Origin of the sequence: Pseudobutyrivibrio sp. LB2011 (assembly GCF_000701765.1) — a bacterium.
Taxonomy (GTDB): domain Bacteria; phylum Bacillota; class Clostridia; order Lachnospirales; family Lachnospiraceae; genus Pseudobutyrivibrio; species Pseudobutyrivibrio ruminis.
The window spans coordinates 305,780-322,383 of sequence record NZ_JNJS01000001.1; the positions used below are offsets into that span (position 1 = coordinate 305,780).

14 protein-coding genes and 1 pseudogene are annotated in these 16,604 nt (G+C 36.5%); 14 read left to right on the plus strand and 1 reads right to left on the minus strand.

The genetic code is table 11. The annotated features are described in order from the left end of the window. The first annotated feature begins 158 nt into the window (after nt 1–158). From argC to T375_RS01375, 11 genes are all read left to right on the plus strand, one after another. Nucleotides 159–1,211 carry an N-acetyl-gamma-glutamyl-phosphate reductase gene (gene argC, locus T375_RS01325; protein WP_044934016.1) on the plus strand — a complete coding sequence of 351 codons (1,053 nt, stop codon included), beginning with the start codon at nt 159–161 and terminating at the stop codon, nt 1,209–1,211. Between the two features lie 18 nt (nt 1,212–1,229). Further along, the gene (locus T375_RS01330) at nt 1,230–1,730 is read left to right on the plus strand and encodes a GNAT family N-acetyltransferase (RefSeq protein WP_242839250.1); all 501 of its coding nucleotides are present in this window, start codon (nt 1,230–1,232) and stop codon (nt 1,728–1,730) included. A 12-nt stretch (nt 1,731–1,742) separates the two neighbouring features. Beyond that, nucleotides 1,743–2,966, plus strand: coding sequence for a bifunctional glutamate N-acetyltransferase/amino-acid acetyltransferase ArgJ (gene argJ, locus T375_RS01335; protein WP_044934018.1), 1,224 nt, complete (start codon nt 1,743–1,745; stop codon nt 2,964–2,966). 21 nt (nt 2,967–2,987) lie between these two features. After that, nucleotides 2,988–3,884 carry an acetylglutamate kinase gene (gene argB / locus T375_RS01340; RefSeq protein WP_033153932.1) on the plus strand — a complete coding sequence of 299 codons (897 nt, stop codon included), beginning with the start codon at nt 2,988–2,990 and terminating at the stop codon, nt 3,882–3,884. Continuing rightward, nucleotides 3,877–5,076: an aspartate aminotransferase family protein gene (locus tag T375_RS01345; protein ID WP_044934020.1), complete on the plus strand. Its 1,200-nt coding sequence runs from the start codon at nt 3,877–3,879 to the stop codon at nt 5,074–5,076. Before argB ends, T375_RS01345 begins: the two co-directional genes overlap by 8 nt. Before the next feature lie 82 nt (nt 5,077–5,158). Further along, nucleotides 5,159–6,946, plus strand: a complete 1,788-nt coding sequence (locus T375_RS01350) for a sensor histidine kinase (RefSeq protein ID WP_044934022.1) — start codon at nt 5,159–5,161, stop codon at nt 6,944–6,946. A 1-nt stretch (nt 6,947) separates the two neighbouring features. After that, on the plus strand, nt 6,948–8,534 hold the full coding sequence (locus tag T375_RS01355) for a response regulator (protein WP_044934024.1): 1,587 nt from the start codon (nt 6,948–6,950) through the stop codon (nt 8,532–8,534). A gap of 111 nt (nt 8,535–8,645) precedes the next feature. Continuing rightward, complete coding sequence (locus T375_RS01360) at nt 8,646–9,950, plus strand: ABC transporter substrate-binding protein (protein ID WP_044934026.1); 1,305 nt, start codon at nt 8,646–8,648, stop codon at nt 9,948–9,950. Between the two features lie 81 nt (nt 9,951–10,031). Next, entirely contained in the window at nt 10,032–10,922 is an 891-nt protein-coding gene (locus T375_RS01365) for a carbohydrate ABC transporter permease (RefSeq protein ID WP_049960232.1), read from the plus strand. Next, on the plus strand, nt 10,922–11,785 hold the full coding sequence (locus T375_RS01370; protein WP_044934028.1) for a carbohydrate ABC transporter permease: 864 nt from the start codon (nt 10,922–10,924) through the stop codon (nt 11,783–11,785). Before T375_RS01365 ends, T375_RS01370 begins: the two co-directional genes overlap by 1 nt. Nucleotides 11,786–11,787: 2 nt before the next feature. Beyond that, nucleotides 11,788–13,896: a glycoside hydrolase family 36 protein gene (locus T375_RS01375; RefSeq protein WP_044934030.1), complete on the plus strand. Its 2,109-nt coding sequence runs from the start codon at nt 11,788–11,790 to the stop codon at nt 13,894–13,896. A 1-nt stretch (nt 13,897) separates the two neighbouring features. Here T375_RS01375 and T375_RS13035 read toward each other — a convergent pair whose 3' ends face one another. After that, on the minus strand, nt 13,898–14,410 hold the full coding sequence (locus T375_RS13035; protein WP_049960233.1) for a SprT-like domain-containing protein: 513 nt from the start codon (nt 14,408–14,410) through the stop codon (nt 13,898–13,900). A gap of 218 nt (nt 14,411–14,628) precedes the next feature. Here T375_RS13035 and T375_RS01385 point away from each other — a divergent pair. The 3 genes and pseudogenes from T375_RS01385 to T375_RS01395 all read left to right on the plus strand — a co-directional run. Continuing rightward, nucleotides 14,629–15,186, plus strand: a pseudogene (locus tag T375_RS01385) (DNA/RNA non-specific endonuclease); the annotation flags it as partial. 123 nt (nt 15,187–15,309) lie between these two features. Then, on the plus strand, nt 15,310–15,882 hold the full coding sequence (locus T375_RS01390; protein ID WP_044934033.1) for a ComEA family DNA-binding protein: 573 nt from the start codon (nt 15,310–15,312) through the stop codon (nt 15,880–15,882). Between the two features lie 21 nt (nt 15,883–15,903). Continuing rightward, complete coding sequence (locus T375_RS01395) at nt 15,904–16,602, plus strand: response regulator transcription factor (RefSeq protein WP_033153935.1); 699 nt, start codon at nt 15,904–15,906, stop codon at nt 16,600–16,602. Nucleotides 16,603–16,604: the final 2 nt, after the last annotated feature.

Genomic DNA, 16,604 nt, shown 5'->3' on the forward strand with positions numbered 1-16,604 from the left:
TAAATTTAGTTAATTTTAACGTTGAAATACCGAAATATTTAATGTATATTTATGCAATATTAATTCATATTTTTACGCTACAACACTTTACTTCGTAAAAGTAAAGTTATACAATGAATGCAGTTGTACAAAAATAACAGAGAAGGAAATGCATAATTATGATTAAAGTAGGTATTATCGGTGCTACAGGATATGCTGGAGCAGAAATAGTAAGAATTCTATATAGTCATCCAGAGGCTGAAATAGTATGGTATGGCTCACGTTCATATGTGGATGAGAGATTTGCTTCTATATATAAGAACATGTTCACCTTGGTAGATGATAAATGCTTGGATGATAATATTCTTGAGCTTTCAAAGCAAGTAGATGTTATTTTTACAGCAACCCCTCAGGGATATTTAGCAGGTGTTCTTACAGAAGAAATTCTTAGCAATTGTAAAGTAATCGATTTATCTGCTGATTATCGTATTAAGGATGTTGCTACATATGAAAAGTGGTATGGCATTGAGCACAAGAGTCCTCAGTTTATTGAGGAAGCAGTGTATGGTCTTTGTGAAATCAATAGAGATAAGGAAGTAGGAGCAAGACTTATTGCAAATCCTGGTTGCTACACAACATGCTCGATACTTACAGCTTATCCACTTGTTAAGGCAGGACTGATTGATCCATCTACTTTGATTGTTGATGCAAAGTCAGGAACCAGTGGTGCAGGACGTGGAGCAAAGCTTCCTAATCTTTATTGCGAAGTAAATGAAAGCATTAAGGCATATGGAGTTACATCTCATCGCCACACACCTGAAATTGAAGAGCAGCTTGGATATGCATGCGGCCAGGAGATTATGATTAATTTCACTCCACATCTGGTTCCTATGAATAGAGGCATTCTTGCTACAGAGTATGCAACACTTGTTAAAAAGGATGGAAAGCTTCCTACAAAAGAGCAGGTAATGAAGGCCTACCACGACATGTACGATGATGAGTTCTTTGTGAGAGTTCTTGAGTATGGTGAGTGTCCTGAAACAAAGTGGGTTGAAGGAAGTAATTTTGTAGATGTTAGCTGCAAGATTGATGAAAGAACAGGCCGAATCGTTATGATGGGTGCTCTTGATAATCTTGTTAAGGGCGCTGCAGGACAGGCTGTTCAGAACATGAATATTATTTTTGGTTTAGATGAGAAGATGGGACTTGATTTTGCACCAATGTTCCCATAGGTAATAGGGGTAGTAAGTATGGTTGTACAGGAAAATTTTAAGATTTCTATGGATTTAGGTGTATATACAGAGTATCAAATTCGCACCATGGAAGAGTCTGATTATGAAGAGGTTTATGAACTTTGGACAACAATTCATGGATTTGCAATGCGAAGCCTTGATGATTCAAAAGAGGGAATCTTAAAGTTCATTAAGAGAAATCCAAACACATCTGTAGTTGCAGTTGTAGATGGCAAAATAGTTGGTTCTATTCTTGCTGGACATGATGGTCGTCATGGAAGCTTTTATCATGTTTGTGTTCATGAGGATTATCGCAAACACGGTATAGGTAAAGCTATGGTTACATCGGCAATGGTTCGTCTGAAAAACGAAGGAATCAATAAGGTTCAGTTGGTTGCCTTTTCTGGAAATGAAATTGGAAATCATTTCTGGCATGCAGAGGGATGGAGAGAGCGTGAAGATTACAACACATACGATTTTGTTTTAAATGACGAGAATATAATCAAATTTAATAGTTAAGGAGTACATGTAATGAAGGTTATAGATGGTGGCATAACAGCGGCACAAGGTTTTGAGGCAGCAAGCACAGCAGCAGGGATTAAATATCAGGGACGTACTGACATGGCAATGGTTTATTCGAAGGTGCCATGTGTATCTGCTGGAACATTCACAACTAATGTGGTAAAGGCGGCATGTGTTCAGTGGGATATGAAGATTGTAAAATCTGACAAGCCAGTTCAGGCAGTTGTTATAAATTCAGGTATTGCAAATGCCTGTACAGGTCAGGAAGGCTTTAATGCATGTGAAGCTACGGCAAGAGGTGTTCAGGAGGTTCTTGGTGTACCTTACGATACTGTAGCAGTGGCATCTACTGGTGTAATCGGAATGCAGCTTCCTGTTGATAAGCTTGTGGCTGGTGTAAAAGCTATGGCACCAAAGCTTGATGGAAGTGTAAATGCAGGAACAGAAGCATCAAAAGCAATCATGACTACTGATACTGTAAATAAGGAGATTGCAGTTTCATTTGAGATAGATGGTGTAGAAGTAAAGCTTGGTGGAATGAGCAAAGGCTCAGGAATGATTCATCCTAATATGTGTACAATGCTTGCTTTCCTTGGCACAGATCTTGATATTGAAAAGGCGCTTCTGCAGGAAGCAGTCAGCGATGTGGTTGCAGATAGCTTTAACATGATTACAGTTGATGGAGATACATCCACAAATGACACACTTATCTGCATGGCAAATGGTTTAGCTGGCAACAAGAAAATTACATCTAAAGATGAAAGCTATGAAGCTTTTAAAGAAGCCCTTTCTTATGTTTGTACTAGTCTTGCTAAAACAATGGCTGCTGATGGAGAGGGTGCAAGCAAGCTTTTCGAGGCTACTATCGTAAATGCCAAGTCGAAAGAAGATGCAAAGACATTGGCACGTGCAATAGTTGGTTCAAATCTTTCAAAAGCTGCAATCTTTGGATGTGATGCAAACTTTGGTCGTTTCCTTTGTGCAATGGGATATTCTGGAGCAGATTTTGATCAGAATGATGTGGAGCTTTTCTTCAAAAGTGCAAATGGAGAGTTAAAGGTTTTTGATAAGGGAACACCTATTGTATTCGATGAGGAAGAGGCCCTTAAAATCATGAAGGCTGATGCTGTTACAGTATTTGTAGATATGCATGAAGGTGATGCAGAGGCTACAGCATGGGGCTGTGATTTGACCTATGATTACGTAAAGATTAATGCAGATTATCGCTCATAATAAAACTGGGAGGAAAACACAATGGACAAGAGCATGTTAGCGGTTATGGACAAGGCGGAGGTTTTAATAGAGGCGTTGCCATATATTCAGCGTTTTAATCGTAAGATTATTGTTGTTAAATATGGTGGAAGCGCCATGATTGATGAGGAGCTTAAAAAGCAGGTTATCCAGGATGTGACTTTGCTTAAGCTTGTTGGTTTCAAGCCAATCATCGTACATGGTGGTGGCAAGGAAATCAGCCGTTGGGTTGAGAAGACAGGAATGGAGCCTGAATTTATTAACGGACTTCGTAAAACAGATGAAGCCACAATGGAAATTGCAGAAATGGTTTTAAACAAGGTTAATAAATCTCTTGTTCAGAATGTCCAGTCTCTTGGTGTTAATGCAGTTGGCGTATCTGGAAAAGATGGCGGACTATTAAAGGTTCAAAAGAAGCTTTCCGATGGCCAGGATATTGGCTTTGTAGGAGAAATTACAGAGGTTAATCCAAAGATTATTATGGATTTGCTTGAAAATGATTTCCTTCCAATCGTTTGCCCTATTGGAATGGATGAGAACTTTGTTACATATAATATTAATGCAGATGATGCTGCATGTGCTATCGCAAAAGCGGTAAACGCAGAGAAGCTTGCATTTCTTACAGATATCGAGGGAGTTTATAAGGATAAAGATGATCCAGATTCACTTATTTCCGAGCTTACAGTTGAGGAAGCAAAGGATTTAATTGGGGACGGATACATTGGTGGCGGAATGCTTCCAAAGCTTAACAATTGCATAGAAGCCATCGAACAGGGAGTTAGCCGTGTGCATATTTTGGATGGAAGAATAGCTCATTGCCTTCTTCTTGAAATCTTTACTAACAAGGGAATTGGAACAGCAATTATCGGAGATAAGGACACGAGGTACTACAATGAATAAAAAGGAATATATAGAGGCAGCGGATAACTGTTTATTACACGTATATAATAGATTTCCAGTTATATTTGACTATGGAAAAGGTGTGTATTTATATGATGAGTTAGACGAGAAATATTTGGATTTCGCATCTGGAATAGGGGTTATGGCTTTTGGATATGGTAATGAGGATTATGAGGCTGCACTTACAACTCAATTAAAACGTATTACTCATACATCAAACCTTTATTATCATGTACCTATGATAGAGGCAGCCCAAAAACTGACAAAGGCATCTGGAATGGACAAAGTATTTTTTACTAATTCAGGTGCAGAAGCAATAGAAGGTGCACTTAAGACTGCAAAGAAATACGCATATACGAAGAAAGGCCCAGGGGATTATGAAATCATTGCCATGGAGAATTCATTCCACGGTAGAACAGTTGGTTCACTTTCAGTAACTGGAACTGACCACTATAGAGAGCCTTTTTACCCTTTGATGGCTGGAGTTAAATTTGCAACATTTAATGACTTCGGTAGTGTCCTTGCAAATCTTAGTGATAAGACATGCGCCATTATAATGGAGACTGTTCAGGGAGAGGGCGGTCTATATCCAGCGGAGGAGACTTTCTTGAAGAAAGTGCGTGAGCTATGCGACGAGGAAGATATTCTTTTGATTCTCGATGAAGTCCAGTGCGGTATGGGACGAACAGGAAGCATGTATGCGTTCCAACAGTATGGTATTAAGCCTGATGTTCTCACCACTGCAAAGGCACTTGGTAACGGTGTTCCAATTGGAGCATTTGCCGTTACAGACAAGGTGGCCCAGAGCTCTCTGGAGCCGGGAGATCATGGCACAACCTATGGTGGCAATCCACTTTGTACTGCAGCAGTTTCTCAAGTGTTTGATATGTTTGAGGATTATAAACTTATCGACCATGTAAAGGAGATTACACCTTATTTGGAGCAGGTTCTTGATAATCTTGTTAATAAATACGATTTTATTACAGAACGAAGAGGTATGGGCTTGATGCAGGGACTTGTGCTTACAATTCCGGTAAAAGAGGTTGTAAGTAAAGCATTGTTAGAGCAGCATTTGGTTGTACTTTCAGCAGGTGCTGATGTACTACGTTTGCTTCCACCACTTGTGATAAATGAACAGGACATCGATTTGTTCAAAGAGAAGATTGAAAAAGTATTTGAGCAATTTGTGTAAACAGAAGGCATCGTTTTCAGATATAATGAAAGCGGTGCTTTTTATGTTATACTAAGGCTACGGAGAAGGGGGAATTGTGGGGATGAAACTAAAGCTTCGTACAAAAATTCTTATTATGTGCCTATGTTGTACATATGGTGCTCTATTGATTCAAACAATTCTGTTTGCGAATGCATCAGAATCCCTTATTTATAAACAAGCTGAAATGGAAAGTTACAATTCGCTGCAGAATATGCAAAATGAATTGTATACCTATTTTTTTGGAATCGAGTCTGACATTATAGATATTTATAATGACAAGGAATTCTTACGAGATATCAGCCAAGATAAGGATATAAACACTCTTAGAGAAGTGTATTATTCTCGTGCAAAAGAGCTTGTTACTAGTACTTCACTTTTGGAAAAAGGCACGCTAGCTCTATATCTGTATACAGATGATAATGAAACAGTTAGTGTGTATCGTAAATTTTCTACTCCTCGTCATAATTATCCCAAAGATATTTATGTTAATGAAGAACAGTATAATTCAGCCAAGGTAAAGGAATATGTTGGTTCTGATGATAATCAGATGCTCATTTCTGGATATTATAATCAGGCGCTTAATAGAAATATCATAAGGTTTGTAGTTAAGATTCATAATATCAATAAGCTAGAAGAGCAAGTGGGATATGTTGTGTGCGATATAGATACAAAAGCTATTGATAAGATAATGAGAAAATATGTAATTAGCGATAACACCTACGTCTGGATCCAGCCTTTCAGTGATTTGGTGCTGTATGTTATGGATAATCCGGCAGGTGTTAATCAAGACATATTCGAAGCTGTTAGTAGCAAGGTTGAAGCTTCAGAAGTGGCAGAGCCGGATAGTCTTGTTGAAGGCAGCAATGTTTTGTTTTCTGTAAGTCAGAAGAAGTATAACTTAACAGCTTATACAATAATGCCTAAGAGCTTATTACAACAAAACCAGGTAATTTTAAGAAGAAATATGCTTTTAATAGTATTGGTGTTATCTGGTGTTTTAATTGTTTTATTCTTATACGTAACCAAAACATTAGCGAAGCCATTAGAAAAGCTAACGAGTACGGTTTCGCAAATTAGCGATGGTGACACTAAACTAAGGGTAAATTATACAGGGCCAGATGAAATTGGACAGCTTGGTAGTGAGTTTAATCACATGCTTGATGAAATTGAAAATCTAATTGGTAAAGAGTATGAGAATAAACTATTACTAAACAAAGCAGAGTATAAGGCGTTGCAGGCACAAATCAATCCGCATTTTCTTTATAACACACTAGATACAATGAGCAGCATTGCCAGCATTCAAAATTGCGAAATCGTTAGCAGACTAAGCCAATCTTTATCAGGAATATTTAGATATAGTTTGGATATGAGGCATCCATATTCGACAGTTGCACAGGAAATAAATCATTTGAAAAACTATATCTTTGTTATGGATGTAAGAATGGGAAATGTGGTTGAGTATAGGTTTGATATTGCTGAAGAGGTGTTACAAGATACAATTCCAAGAATATCTCTTCAACCGTTGGTAGAAAATGCTATTAATCATGGTATTAAAAATAAGCATGGCGATAAGATAATCAGTATTAGAGCTTTTATTAAGGATGAAAACCTAATTATAGAGGTTGAGGATAATGGTACTGGTTTTGATGCGACCGAAATGAATAAACGGCTTAAAGAAAATGATATGGTGCTTGTAGAAGAGGGAAACTCTATTGGAATATACAATATTAATGCCAGATTAAAAATGTTATATGGTGAAGAATATGGATTAAAAGTCTATAGCGAGCTTGATGAGGGGACTTTGGTTAAATTGCAAATTCCTAGAAAGAAAATAGATGAGGTATTTTAAAATGGCTAAATCTTATAATCTACTAGTTGCAGATGACGAGTATTGGATTAGGGAAAAATTTAGAACAATAATTGATTGGTCATACTATAATATTACGTTTTTGAATCCAGCATGTGATGGTGAGGAAGTTTTAGAAAGAGTTAAAACAGAGGAATGTAATATTCTTATTACCGACGTAAATATGCCATATATAAATGGTGTTGAGCTTATTAAGCTCATAAAAGAAAAATACCCACAAATAGTGGTATTTGTTGTTAGTGGTTATGATGACTTTGTATATGTTAAGGATTCACTTGTTGCAGGTGCTATTAATTATCTACTAAAACCTATTAGTAAAATAGATTTAGTATCAGCTGTTTCGAAAGCGCTAGAGATACTTGCAAATGAAGAACAAAACCGAATGCAAATACTGAAAGCTTCATCTGCCCTCAAGGATAGAGAATTAAGTGCATTAATAAAAAAAGAGCCTGTCATGTTTGCTCCATCTATTATCACCAGTAGTTCAGTGGAGACTTCTGGATGCAGTATTATGCTTGTAAAAATACACCAGTTGCATGACCTTATAGAGGAAAATTTTAATGATATTAATTTGCTTTCATATAAGGTGAAAAGCTATTTATCAGAGATTCTAAAGGATGAAAATCTTCTCGTTTTTAATTATATCTATAGGCACAATGAATTTATAATTGTCAGCGAAGCGGGTATCGATGATTTGAGACGAATGGCAGCTTGCATAATAAGCAATTTGGAACAGAAGGCAAATAGTACGATTACAGTTGCAGTTAGTGAGCATAGTTACAGTATTGATACATTAAAGGATGCATATTTGCAAGCTGTATCTGTAATGATGACTAGAGGCTTTAATAAAGAAAGTTGTATACTCTTTGCTTCAAAAGAAAAAGAAGCAATACATAAGCAAATGCGTAGCATTATTAATGGTGATAAGGAAAATCAAATAAAATACTTGCTACAGAGCAAGGATTTAAATGGACTTAAGAAATTACTATTTGAGGAAATAGGGGTTTCATCTATAGAAGAGAAGGGATGGAACTTTCTAGAAGTAAAGCAGGTTGTTAGAAAGCTTTGTAATATAATTCTTGAATACTCGATAGTAAATACTTCTAGCGAGGATGTGGATACATATTATGAGCTATCTGACTATATTGAATCCTGTGTAGAAAAACTCGATACTCAAATACTAAGTGTGGCTATGCAGTCTTTATTGGATGAGGTTATTGGCGTCCAATCAGAGCTATATGTTGGTTCAATTAAAGACACGGTAAAAAAGGCAGTAAAGTATATAGACGAATACTATGCAGAAGATATAACTCTTGGAGGACTTGCAAGTAAATTTAATGTTGAAAGCACGTATTTTTCTAAAGTGTTTAAACAGGAAACAGGAACTAACCTTGTCCAATACATTGCTAATAAACGTATAGAAAAGGCTATGGAATTTTTACGAGATTCAAATATTAAGAATAATGAGGCTGCTTTTTTAGTAGGCTATGACGATTATACTTACTTTAATCGAGTATTTAAGAAAATTGTTGGAAAGAGTCCAAGAGAATATAGAAAGCAATTTGAATAATTTCAAAATAATCCAATTTTTTATTTCAAATTATTCCTAACAGAGAACTTACGTTAGGATTTAGAATTACATCATCAGTAATCGATAACACATAGAAAAGGAGAAGGAATTATGAAAAGAAAACTGATGAGTATGCTTATGGCATCAACAATGGTGGCTAGTTTATTTGTTGGTTGTGGTAGTCAGGGGGCTGAGACATCGACTACAAGTGGTTCGGGGGACACCGCTGTAGCCTCTGATGAGCCGGTAACATTGACTGTTCTTGCAGGACAGTCAACCACTGATGCAGGTATTGAGGATATGATCGATGAGGCATTAGCTGAGAAGTATCCAAATATTACATTAGAGTGGGAATGTGTTGGTTGGGATGGAGAGTTTCACCCAAAAATGCAGCAGTATATGCAGACTGGTATTCCAGATATCATTATTGGAAAAGGTCAAGATGTAGCTACATATTCTAGTTTAGGTCTTCTTGGAGAGATTGATAGTAAGTATACAGACCGTGTTCTTGATGCAGCAAATGAGAATGTTACATTTGATGGAAAAACTTATGGATTAGTTTATAACGCATTGTATCAGGGAGTTTATTACAATAGACAGATGTTTAAGGATAATGGCTGGGAGATTCCAAAGACTCAGGAAGATCTTCAGGCGATTATAGATGATTGTAACGCCAAAGGTATTACACCATTTGCATCGCATATGGTTGATACATGGTCAATTGGTAACGTTACAATGCAGTTCATGATGAATGATGTATTTAATAATAATCCTACTTGGGGCGATGATTTTAGAGCAGGTAAAACTTCATTCTCAGAGGATACGGCAGCACAGACATGTTACCAGTATAATAAGTTAATCTATGACAATACTTTCCCAGAAACATTTTCACTTGAGCAGACAGATTGCGATGCAAAGATGGTTCTTGGTGAAGCAGCTATGAAGGTGTCAGGTTCATGGTCAATCCAAAACTTCCTTGATATTGATGAGAACTTTGACTTTGGTATTTTCCCATTCCCTAATCAAACAGGTGATTCAAAGCTTATCTTTGAGCCAAACATTGCAATTATGACAAGTGCTACTACAGAACATCAGGATGCTGTTAACTGTGTTCTGGATTTACTTACAAGTGATGAGGAGCTTGCTGTTGAGATTTATGACTATACAAAGACAGCTTCAATGCTAGAAGGAGTAACTCCTACATTTACAAATCCTAGCCAAGCGGATATTGATAAATATGCAGCTGAGGGCATGGTAGTTGATGTAAACCTTGGAAACAACCAGCTTGTATGGGGCGGTTTCCAGGAGGAGAATGCAGCAGATATTGCAGCATGGTTGTTAGGAGACGAATCATTTGAAGACTGCTTGGCAGCTTCTGATTCAAGAGTTGATGTTAGTTCAAGTTCAGCTGAATAGTTTGAGTTTATGGCTGCTGCCTTTGCAGCAGCCATTTTTGTAGCTATTTTTATCGATGATTACTAGTTTGGAGAGTGTAATATGAAAAAAAATAAAACTAATGGATTGCAAAAGAGGTTGGAAAGACAATACTTTTTTTTAGTAATACCAGGATTTGTGATTTTCTCTGTCGGTATTATTATTCCTACAATCCTTGCGTTTAGATATTCCTTAACAAGTTGGAATGGTCTTACGGTAGATAAACCTTTTGTAGGATTAGAAAACTATATAAATCTATTTCATGATACTAATTTTTTGCAGTCATGGTGGTTTACAATAAAATTTACTATCGGAAATACGATTATTCAAAATGTATTTGCTTTATTATTTGCGGTGGCATTGGATTCTGGAATCAAGGCACAAAAAATATATCGCACCGTGTTTTTTATACCTTGTCTTATCAGTTCGGTTATTGTTGGTTTTATTTGGTTGAAGATGTATTCCAATGTTCTTCCAGAGATTAATGAATTATTAGGCACAAATATTAATTTCTTGTTATTTGGTAGCGGTGAGACAGTATTATCCGGACTTTTAATAGCTAATAACTGGCAGTGGATAGGATATTGGATGTTGATTTATCTTGCTGGACTTCAGTCTATTCCAGCTGAATTATATGAGGCTGCAAAAGTAGATGGCGCCGGTTCCATATCAAGATTTTTTAATATTACTATTCCTATGTTGGCTCCATCCATTACTATATGTGTAGTAGGTATTACTACAGGTTCACTTAAGGTATATGACTTATTGGTTTCTTCTACTGGTGGAGGACCTGGACGTTCATCTACATCAGTAATATTACAAATATATAATACAGCAATAGGTTCAAGACAGTTTGGTTATGGTTCAGCTATGTCAGTAACTTTAGTATTTGCATTATTATTGGTGGCCTTAATTCAGGTTAAGACACTTAAGTCAAGGGAGGTGCAGCAATAATGAAAAAAATAAAAGATCCATCAGAAAAAACATGTATCCCTTATACAAAAAGTACACTTATTACTCAAATACTAATGACTATAGTTGCAGCAGTGTTTATTCTTCCTATATTTGTTGTATTTAATTATTCGTTTAAGACAAAGAAAGAATTGTATTTAACAAATGCACTAACATTACCTTCAAGTATTCAATTTGAGAACTATAAGAAGGCATTTGAGAAGCTTAATTTAGCGACTACATTTACTAACACTTTTTTGTATACAGCAATAGCAGTATTGGTTTTAGCTATATTATGTAGTGCTACTGCATGGGCTATTGCTAGAAGTAAAGGGAAGTTTTTTAAATTCTGTTATATATATTTTATTATTGGAATACTAATTCCTTTTCAAGCTTTATTTTTGCCAATATACATTATTGGGGCAAATTTGAATTTAACGAATACAAGATTTGGTATTATTTTTATGTATATAGCAACAGCTATTTCTTTTGGTGTATTCTTAATGACTAGTTTTATGTCCACGGTACCAATAGAGCTGGAAGAAGCAGCTAGAATTGATGGTTGTTCAGTTATTAGAACGTATTTTACAGTTGTATTGCCTCTTTTAAAACCGGCTATGGCTACATTAATAATCATGCAAGCTTTTCAAATCTGGAATGATTATATGTTAGCTAGTTTGTATGTTATCAAGAAAGAACTTAAAACACTTACGGTTGTTATACAGTCATTATTTTCAGCCCAGGCTAGTGATTACACGACTGCAATGGCGGCAATTGTAATATCCGTTATGCCGATTGCTATATTGTTTTTAAGCTTACAAAAATACTTTATAAAAGGAATGACCGTTGGGGCGGTGAAAGGATAATCATGCAGAAAACTTTAAACTCTTATGTTTTAGGGGACATGAAGGCAACATATCTTATTGATGAAAATACAGCTAATGTAGAACTTGTTTTACTGCCAGCTGGAATCGAATATAAGGACATTGACTCCCAAAAAGAAAAACCATATATTGATTCTCTGGTTCAAATTAAGATTATGGGGGATACATATAATGGCGGCTACGCTCCTGGTGTTACTATGCGTCAAAGTCCATCAGTAACTGGATTTGAATATAAAGAGCAAAGCGTAAAAATTGTAGATGATACAACGGAGATAAAAACTCTGTTGGAAGATGAAAGAGGGTACTTATTATGTCATCATCTTAAATATATAGAGGGTGAAAAGGTTATTAGAACATATTCTAGTTTTAAGAATAATAGTGACAAAGAAGTATCCTTGGAATCAATCTCAAGTTTTTCATTGGGAAAGATTTCTCCATTGATGGAGAAAGATGGCGCAGATACTTTAAAGCTTCATAGGATTCGTAGTGTGTGGAGTATGGAAGGAAGAAAGGAGACACTTTCTCTCGAAGATCTTCAACTGGAGCCCTCTTGGGGAGGACATGCTGTTAGATGCGAAAGATTCGGGTCTATCGGATCATTGCCAGTAAATAAATATTTCCCAATCATGGTGCTAGAAGATTCAAAAAATCATATCTTTTGGGGTGCTCAACTTATGCACAATGCTTCATGGCAAATGGAGGTTTATAGAAGAGGTGATTACGTTCAAATTTCAGGCGGTATAGCAGACCGTGAGTATGGACATTGGTCTAAAAAAATAAGGCCGCAAGAAGAGTTTTATACTCCTGAAGCAATTATTTCTGTATGTCAGGATGATGAGGAAGAAGTATATAGACGTCTTACTTCGTCATTAAACAGTGTGGTGAATGAAGGACCAAAGTCAGAACAGAGCTTGCCTGTGATGTTTAATGAATATTGCACCACGTGGGGAAATCCAAGTCATGAGAATATATGTGAGATAGTTAATGCAATTAAAGACAAGGGCTTCGAGTACTTTGTAATTGATTGCGGTTGGTATAAACAAGAGGGGATTCCATGGGATGTGTCTATGGGAGATTATGACGTATCAAAGGAACTCTTTAAGGATGGCTTAGATAAGACTGTTCAGGTTATTAAAGATGCTGGAATGAAGCCGGGCATATGGTTCGAAATAGACAATGTTGGAGAAAAATCAAAAGCCTATAATGATACAGAACATTTGCTAAAGCGGGACGGATATCCATTAACAACAACCATGAGAAGATTTTGGGATTTGCGTCAGGAATATGTGCAGGAATACCTAAGAGAAAAAGTAATTGGTACATTAAAACAGTATGGATTTGAATACATGAAAATGGATTGCAATGATACTGTTGGAATCGGATGTGATGGGGCTGAATCCTTGGGAGAAGGTCTTCGCCAAAATCAAGAGTACTCTATTAAGTTCATCCAAAAAGTAAAAGAAGAAATACCTGGAATAATATTAGAAAACTGTGCTTCTGGCGGACATAAACTTGAACCATTGATGATGTCGCTTTGTAGCATGGCCTCATTTTCAGATGCCCATGAGTGCTCGGAAATTCCTATTATTGCGGCAAATCTTCACAGAGTGATTCTACCAAGACAAAGCCAAATCTGGGCAGTTATAAGACAGGAAGATTCATTGAAGCGAATAGCCTATTCTATCGCAAATACGTTTTTGGGAAGAATGTGCCTATCAGGTGACGTGTGTTCATTGGACGAATCACAGTGGAATGTGATAGATGAAGGTATTTCCTTTTATAAGAAAATCTCTCCAATAATCAAAGATGGAAAGACATATTTTTATGGAAATAAGATAAGCAGCTATCGACATCCAAAAGGCTGGCAGGCAATTTTTAGAGAAAGTATAGATGAAAATAAAGCTTATATTGTAATCCATGGTTTCAATCAAGCCAAAGGGGTACAAGTACAGATAAATCTTAATTGTGATTATCATTTAGTAAATTATTACTCATATCAGGAGGAGCAAATTTCTCTAAAAAATGGTGCATTAGAATATAGGATTCCTGATGATATGTATGCTATATGTATATATCTGGAGAAGGATAGATAAATTATCCTACAGTTTTTCTAGACCAGGCTGTTGCGCCGCATCTGGCACAGCCATAGTATCTGTAATATCTAGTGAATTTAGAGTCTCGCTTGCGGTAGATTGTGGCACCACAGTTGCCGCAGGTGAAGACATATTTTATATTCATTTCTTTACTTTCGTAGTTTTCAATGCCTTTCTCACTGCCTTCAGTAACGCGTTTTATGTTGTATCCATACACTTGGTTTACAACCTCTGCATAATATTTCCATTTTCCAGTATGACGCATACAGCCTTTGCAGGTATGAAGTAATTCATGAATTATAGTTTCCTTGCAGGCAGTTTCGGATATTCTATCATCTTCTAAAAGCCTGGCAGCTATTTCAATTGAGTAGCTACCATCTGGGTTTAATTTACAAAGTCCCCAACGAGTTTTGGCTCTAGTGTTAATTTTCCAAGAAGAAATATTTCCTAATTTAATTCCCAGGTGAGTAACTTCATCTATGCACTTTTCTTTTAATGTTTCAAAATCCTTCAACGTATATACCCTTTGAGTTAAATTTCAAGTCTGATAATGGAATTGTATCATATGTTATGATTAGATATAAGACAAGACAACAAGGAGCGACAAGAATGAAAAAGAAAAAACTATATATGTTTTTGATTGTATCAGTGTTATGCATAGCAGATTATTTGTACTATGGAACTAGCAATGCAGGTAATGATACAAATGATAAAGTTCAACTTGATGAAGATTATACTGATAATCCTTATACAGTTGTAAACGACAATGTCCCATATTTTTCAGAGGAGGATTTGACTCGTACTGATGCTTTTGAAACATATAGTGAACTGGATTCTTTAGGCAGATGCGGAGTGGCATATGCAAATATTTGTCAGGAACTTATGCCTACAGAAGAGAGAGGCGAAATAGGAAGTGTAAAACCTAGTGGATGGCATACTGTAAACTACCATGAATATGTGGATGGAAATTACCTATATAATAGATGCCATCTCATTGGATATCAGCTAAGTGGAGAAAATGCTAATGAGAAGAATCTTATTACTGGAACTAGATATCTAAATGTGGAGGGGATGCTTCCTTTTGAAAATGAGGTGGCTGAATATGTAGAAGAGACAGGTAATCATGTTTTGTATAGAGTCACGCCTGTATTTGAAGACGATAACTTGGTGGCTTCCGGTGTTCAGATGGAAGCCTACTCAGTGGAAGACCAGGGAGCCGGTGTCATGTTTAACGTATATTGTTACAATTTGCAACCGGGGATAACAATCGATTATGCTACAGGTGATAGTCAAATTATGTCAAAAATATTTTAATATTTCGATATTTTGTAAAACTATTGTAATATATGGAAAAATTAGCTACAATAAGCAGGACGATATTGGAGTCTCCTACAGAGAATTATAGGAGATTACATGAAGAGATTTTTATTTATTGCTTGTTGTAGCATTTTTTTATTTACAGGATGCAGTCAAGCATCATATTTTCAATCAACGGAGCTTGTGGATTCCACAGAAGAGACACCTAAAGAGGACGAGATGGTTGAGGAATTATTGCCGGAAACTATTTTTGTTCAGGTTGCAGGTGCTGTTGAAAATCCAGATGTATATGAATTACCAGTTGGCTCCAGAGTCTATGCAGCAATAGAAGCTGCAGGAGGTCTGTTAGATTCAGCAGATGATAGCGACATCAATCAGGCATCAGTGCTTGAGGACGGACAGAAGCTATACGTATATACGGTAGAAGAATCCGAAGCGTTAAAGCAAGAGATGATTGCTTCGTCACAGCAGGACGACGGACTTGTCAATATTAATACAGCCAGCGCCGCTGAGCTTCAGTCATTGCCTGGAATAGGGGAGGCTAAAGCAAAACAGATAGTATCCTACAGAGAGGCTAACGGAGATTTTTCTTCGGTAGAGGATATTAAAAATGTTTCAGGAATTGGCGATGGTATTTTCAACCAAATTAATTCACTTATCAAAATATAAAGAACAGTATAGAGGATTGTTATGGCTAAAAAAGTTTTAGTAGTTGATGATGAAAAACTAATCGTAAAGGGAATTAGATTTTCACTTGAGCAGGATGGCATGGAAGTGGATTGTGCATATGATGGACAGGAGGCTCTTGATTTAGCTTCAGCCAATTCATACGATATGATTCTTCTTGATGTTATGCTTCCAAAGCTTGATGGATTTGAGGTATGCCAAAGCATTAGAGAGTTTTCTAATGTTCCTATTGTTATGCTTACTGCTAAGGGTGACGATATGGATAAGATTCTTGGCCTCGAATATGGTGCAGATGACTACATTACTAAGCCTTTTAACATCCTTGAAGTAAAAGCACGTATCAAAGCCATTATGAGAAGAGCAGCTTTGGGACAGCCTGTTGCTACTGATCATAAAGCTGAGGAAAATATCGTAGAAAATGGCGATTTAGTTTTAGATAAGAGTAATCGCCGTCTTACAATTCTTGGTGTTGAGTATAATCTTACTTCAAAAGAATTTGACATGCTTCTTTTGCTTGTCACAAATCCTAAGAAAGTATTTTCAAGAGAGGATTTGCTCCATACTATCTGGGGAGAGGACTATCCTGGTGATGAAAGAACAGTAGATGTTCATGTTAGACGTCTTAGAGAAAAGATAGAGCCAAATCCAAAGGAGCCAAAATACGTTCGCACAAAATGGGGCGTTGGCTATTATTATATGTAAAG

What these genes read in the sequence shown, in the direction of transcription:
- argC (WP_044934016.1), top strand. Translation starts at nt 159, where the DNA reads ATGATTAAAGTAGGTATTATCGGTGCTACAGGATATGCTGGAGCAGAA.
- T375_RS01330 (WP_242839250.1), top strand. Translation starts at nt 1,230, where the DNA reads ATGGTTGTACAGGAAAATTTTAAGATTTCTATGGATTTAGGTGTATAT.
- argJ (WP_044934018.1), top strand. Translation starts at nt 1,743, where the DNA reads ATGAAGGTTATAGATGGTGGCATAACAGCGGCACAAGGTTTTGAGGCA.
- argB (WP_033153932.1), top strand. Translation starts at nt 2,988, where the DNA reads ATGGACAAGAGCATGTTAGCGGTTATGGACAAGGCGGAGGTTTTAATA.
- T375_RS01345 (WP_044934020.1), top strand. Translation starts at nt 3,877, where the DNA reads ATGAATAAAAAGGAATATATAGAGGCAGCGGATAACTGTTTATTACAC.
- T375_RS01350 (WP_044934022.1), top strand. Translation starts at nt 5,159, where the DNA reads ATGAAACTAAAGCTTCGTACAAAAATTCTTATTATGTGCCTATGTTGT.
- T375_RS01355 (WP_044934024.1), top strand. Translation starts at nt 6,948, where the DNA reads ATGGCTAAATCTTATAATCTACTAGTTGCAGATGACGAGTATTGGATT.
- T375_RS01360 (WP_044934026.1), top strand. Translation starts at nt 8,646, where the DNA reads ATGAAAAGAAAACTGATGAGTATGCTTATGGCATCAACAATGGTGGCT.
- T375_RS01365 (WP_049960232.1), top strand. Translation starts at nt 10,032, where the DNA reads ATGAAAAAAAATAAAACTAATGGATTGCAAAAGAGGTTGGAAAGACAA.
- T375_RS01370 (WP_044934028.1), top strand. Translation starts at nt 10,922, where the DNA reads ATGAAAAAAATAAAAGATCCATCAGAAAAAACATGTATCCCTTATACA.
- T375_RS01375 (WP_044934030.1), top strand. Translation starts at nt 11,788, where the DNA reads ATGCAGAAAACTTTAAACTCTTATGTTTTAGGGGACATGAAGGCAACA.
- T375_RS01390 (WP_044934033.1), top strand. Translation starts at nt 15,310, where the DNA reads ATGAAGAGATTTTTATTTATTGCTTGTTGTAGCATTTTTTTATTTACA.
- T375_RS01395 (WP_033153935.1), top strand. Translation starts at nt 15,904, where the DNA reads ATGGCTAAAAAAGTTTTAGTAGTTGATGATGAAAAACTAATCGTAAAG.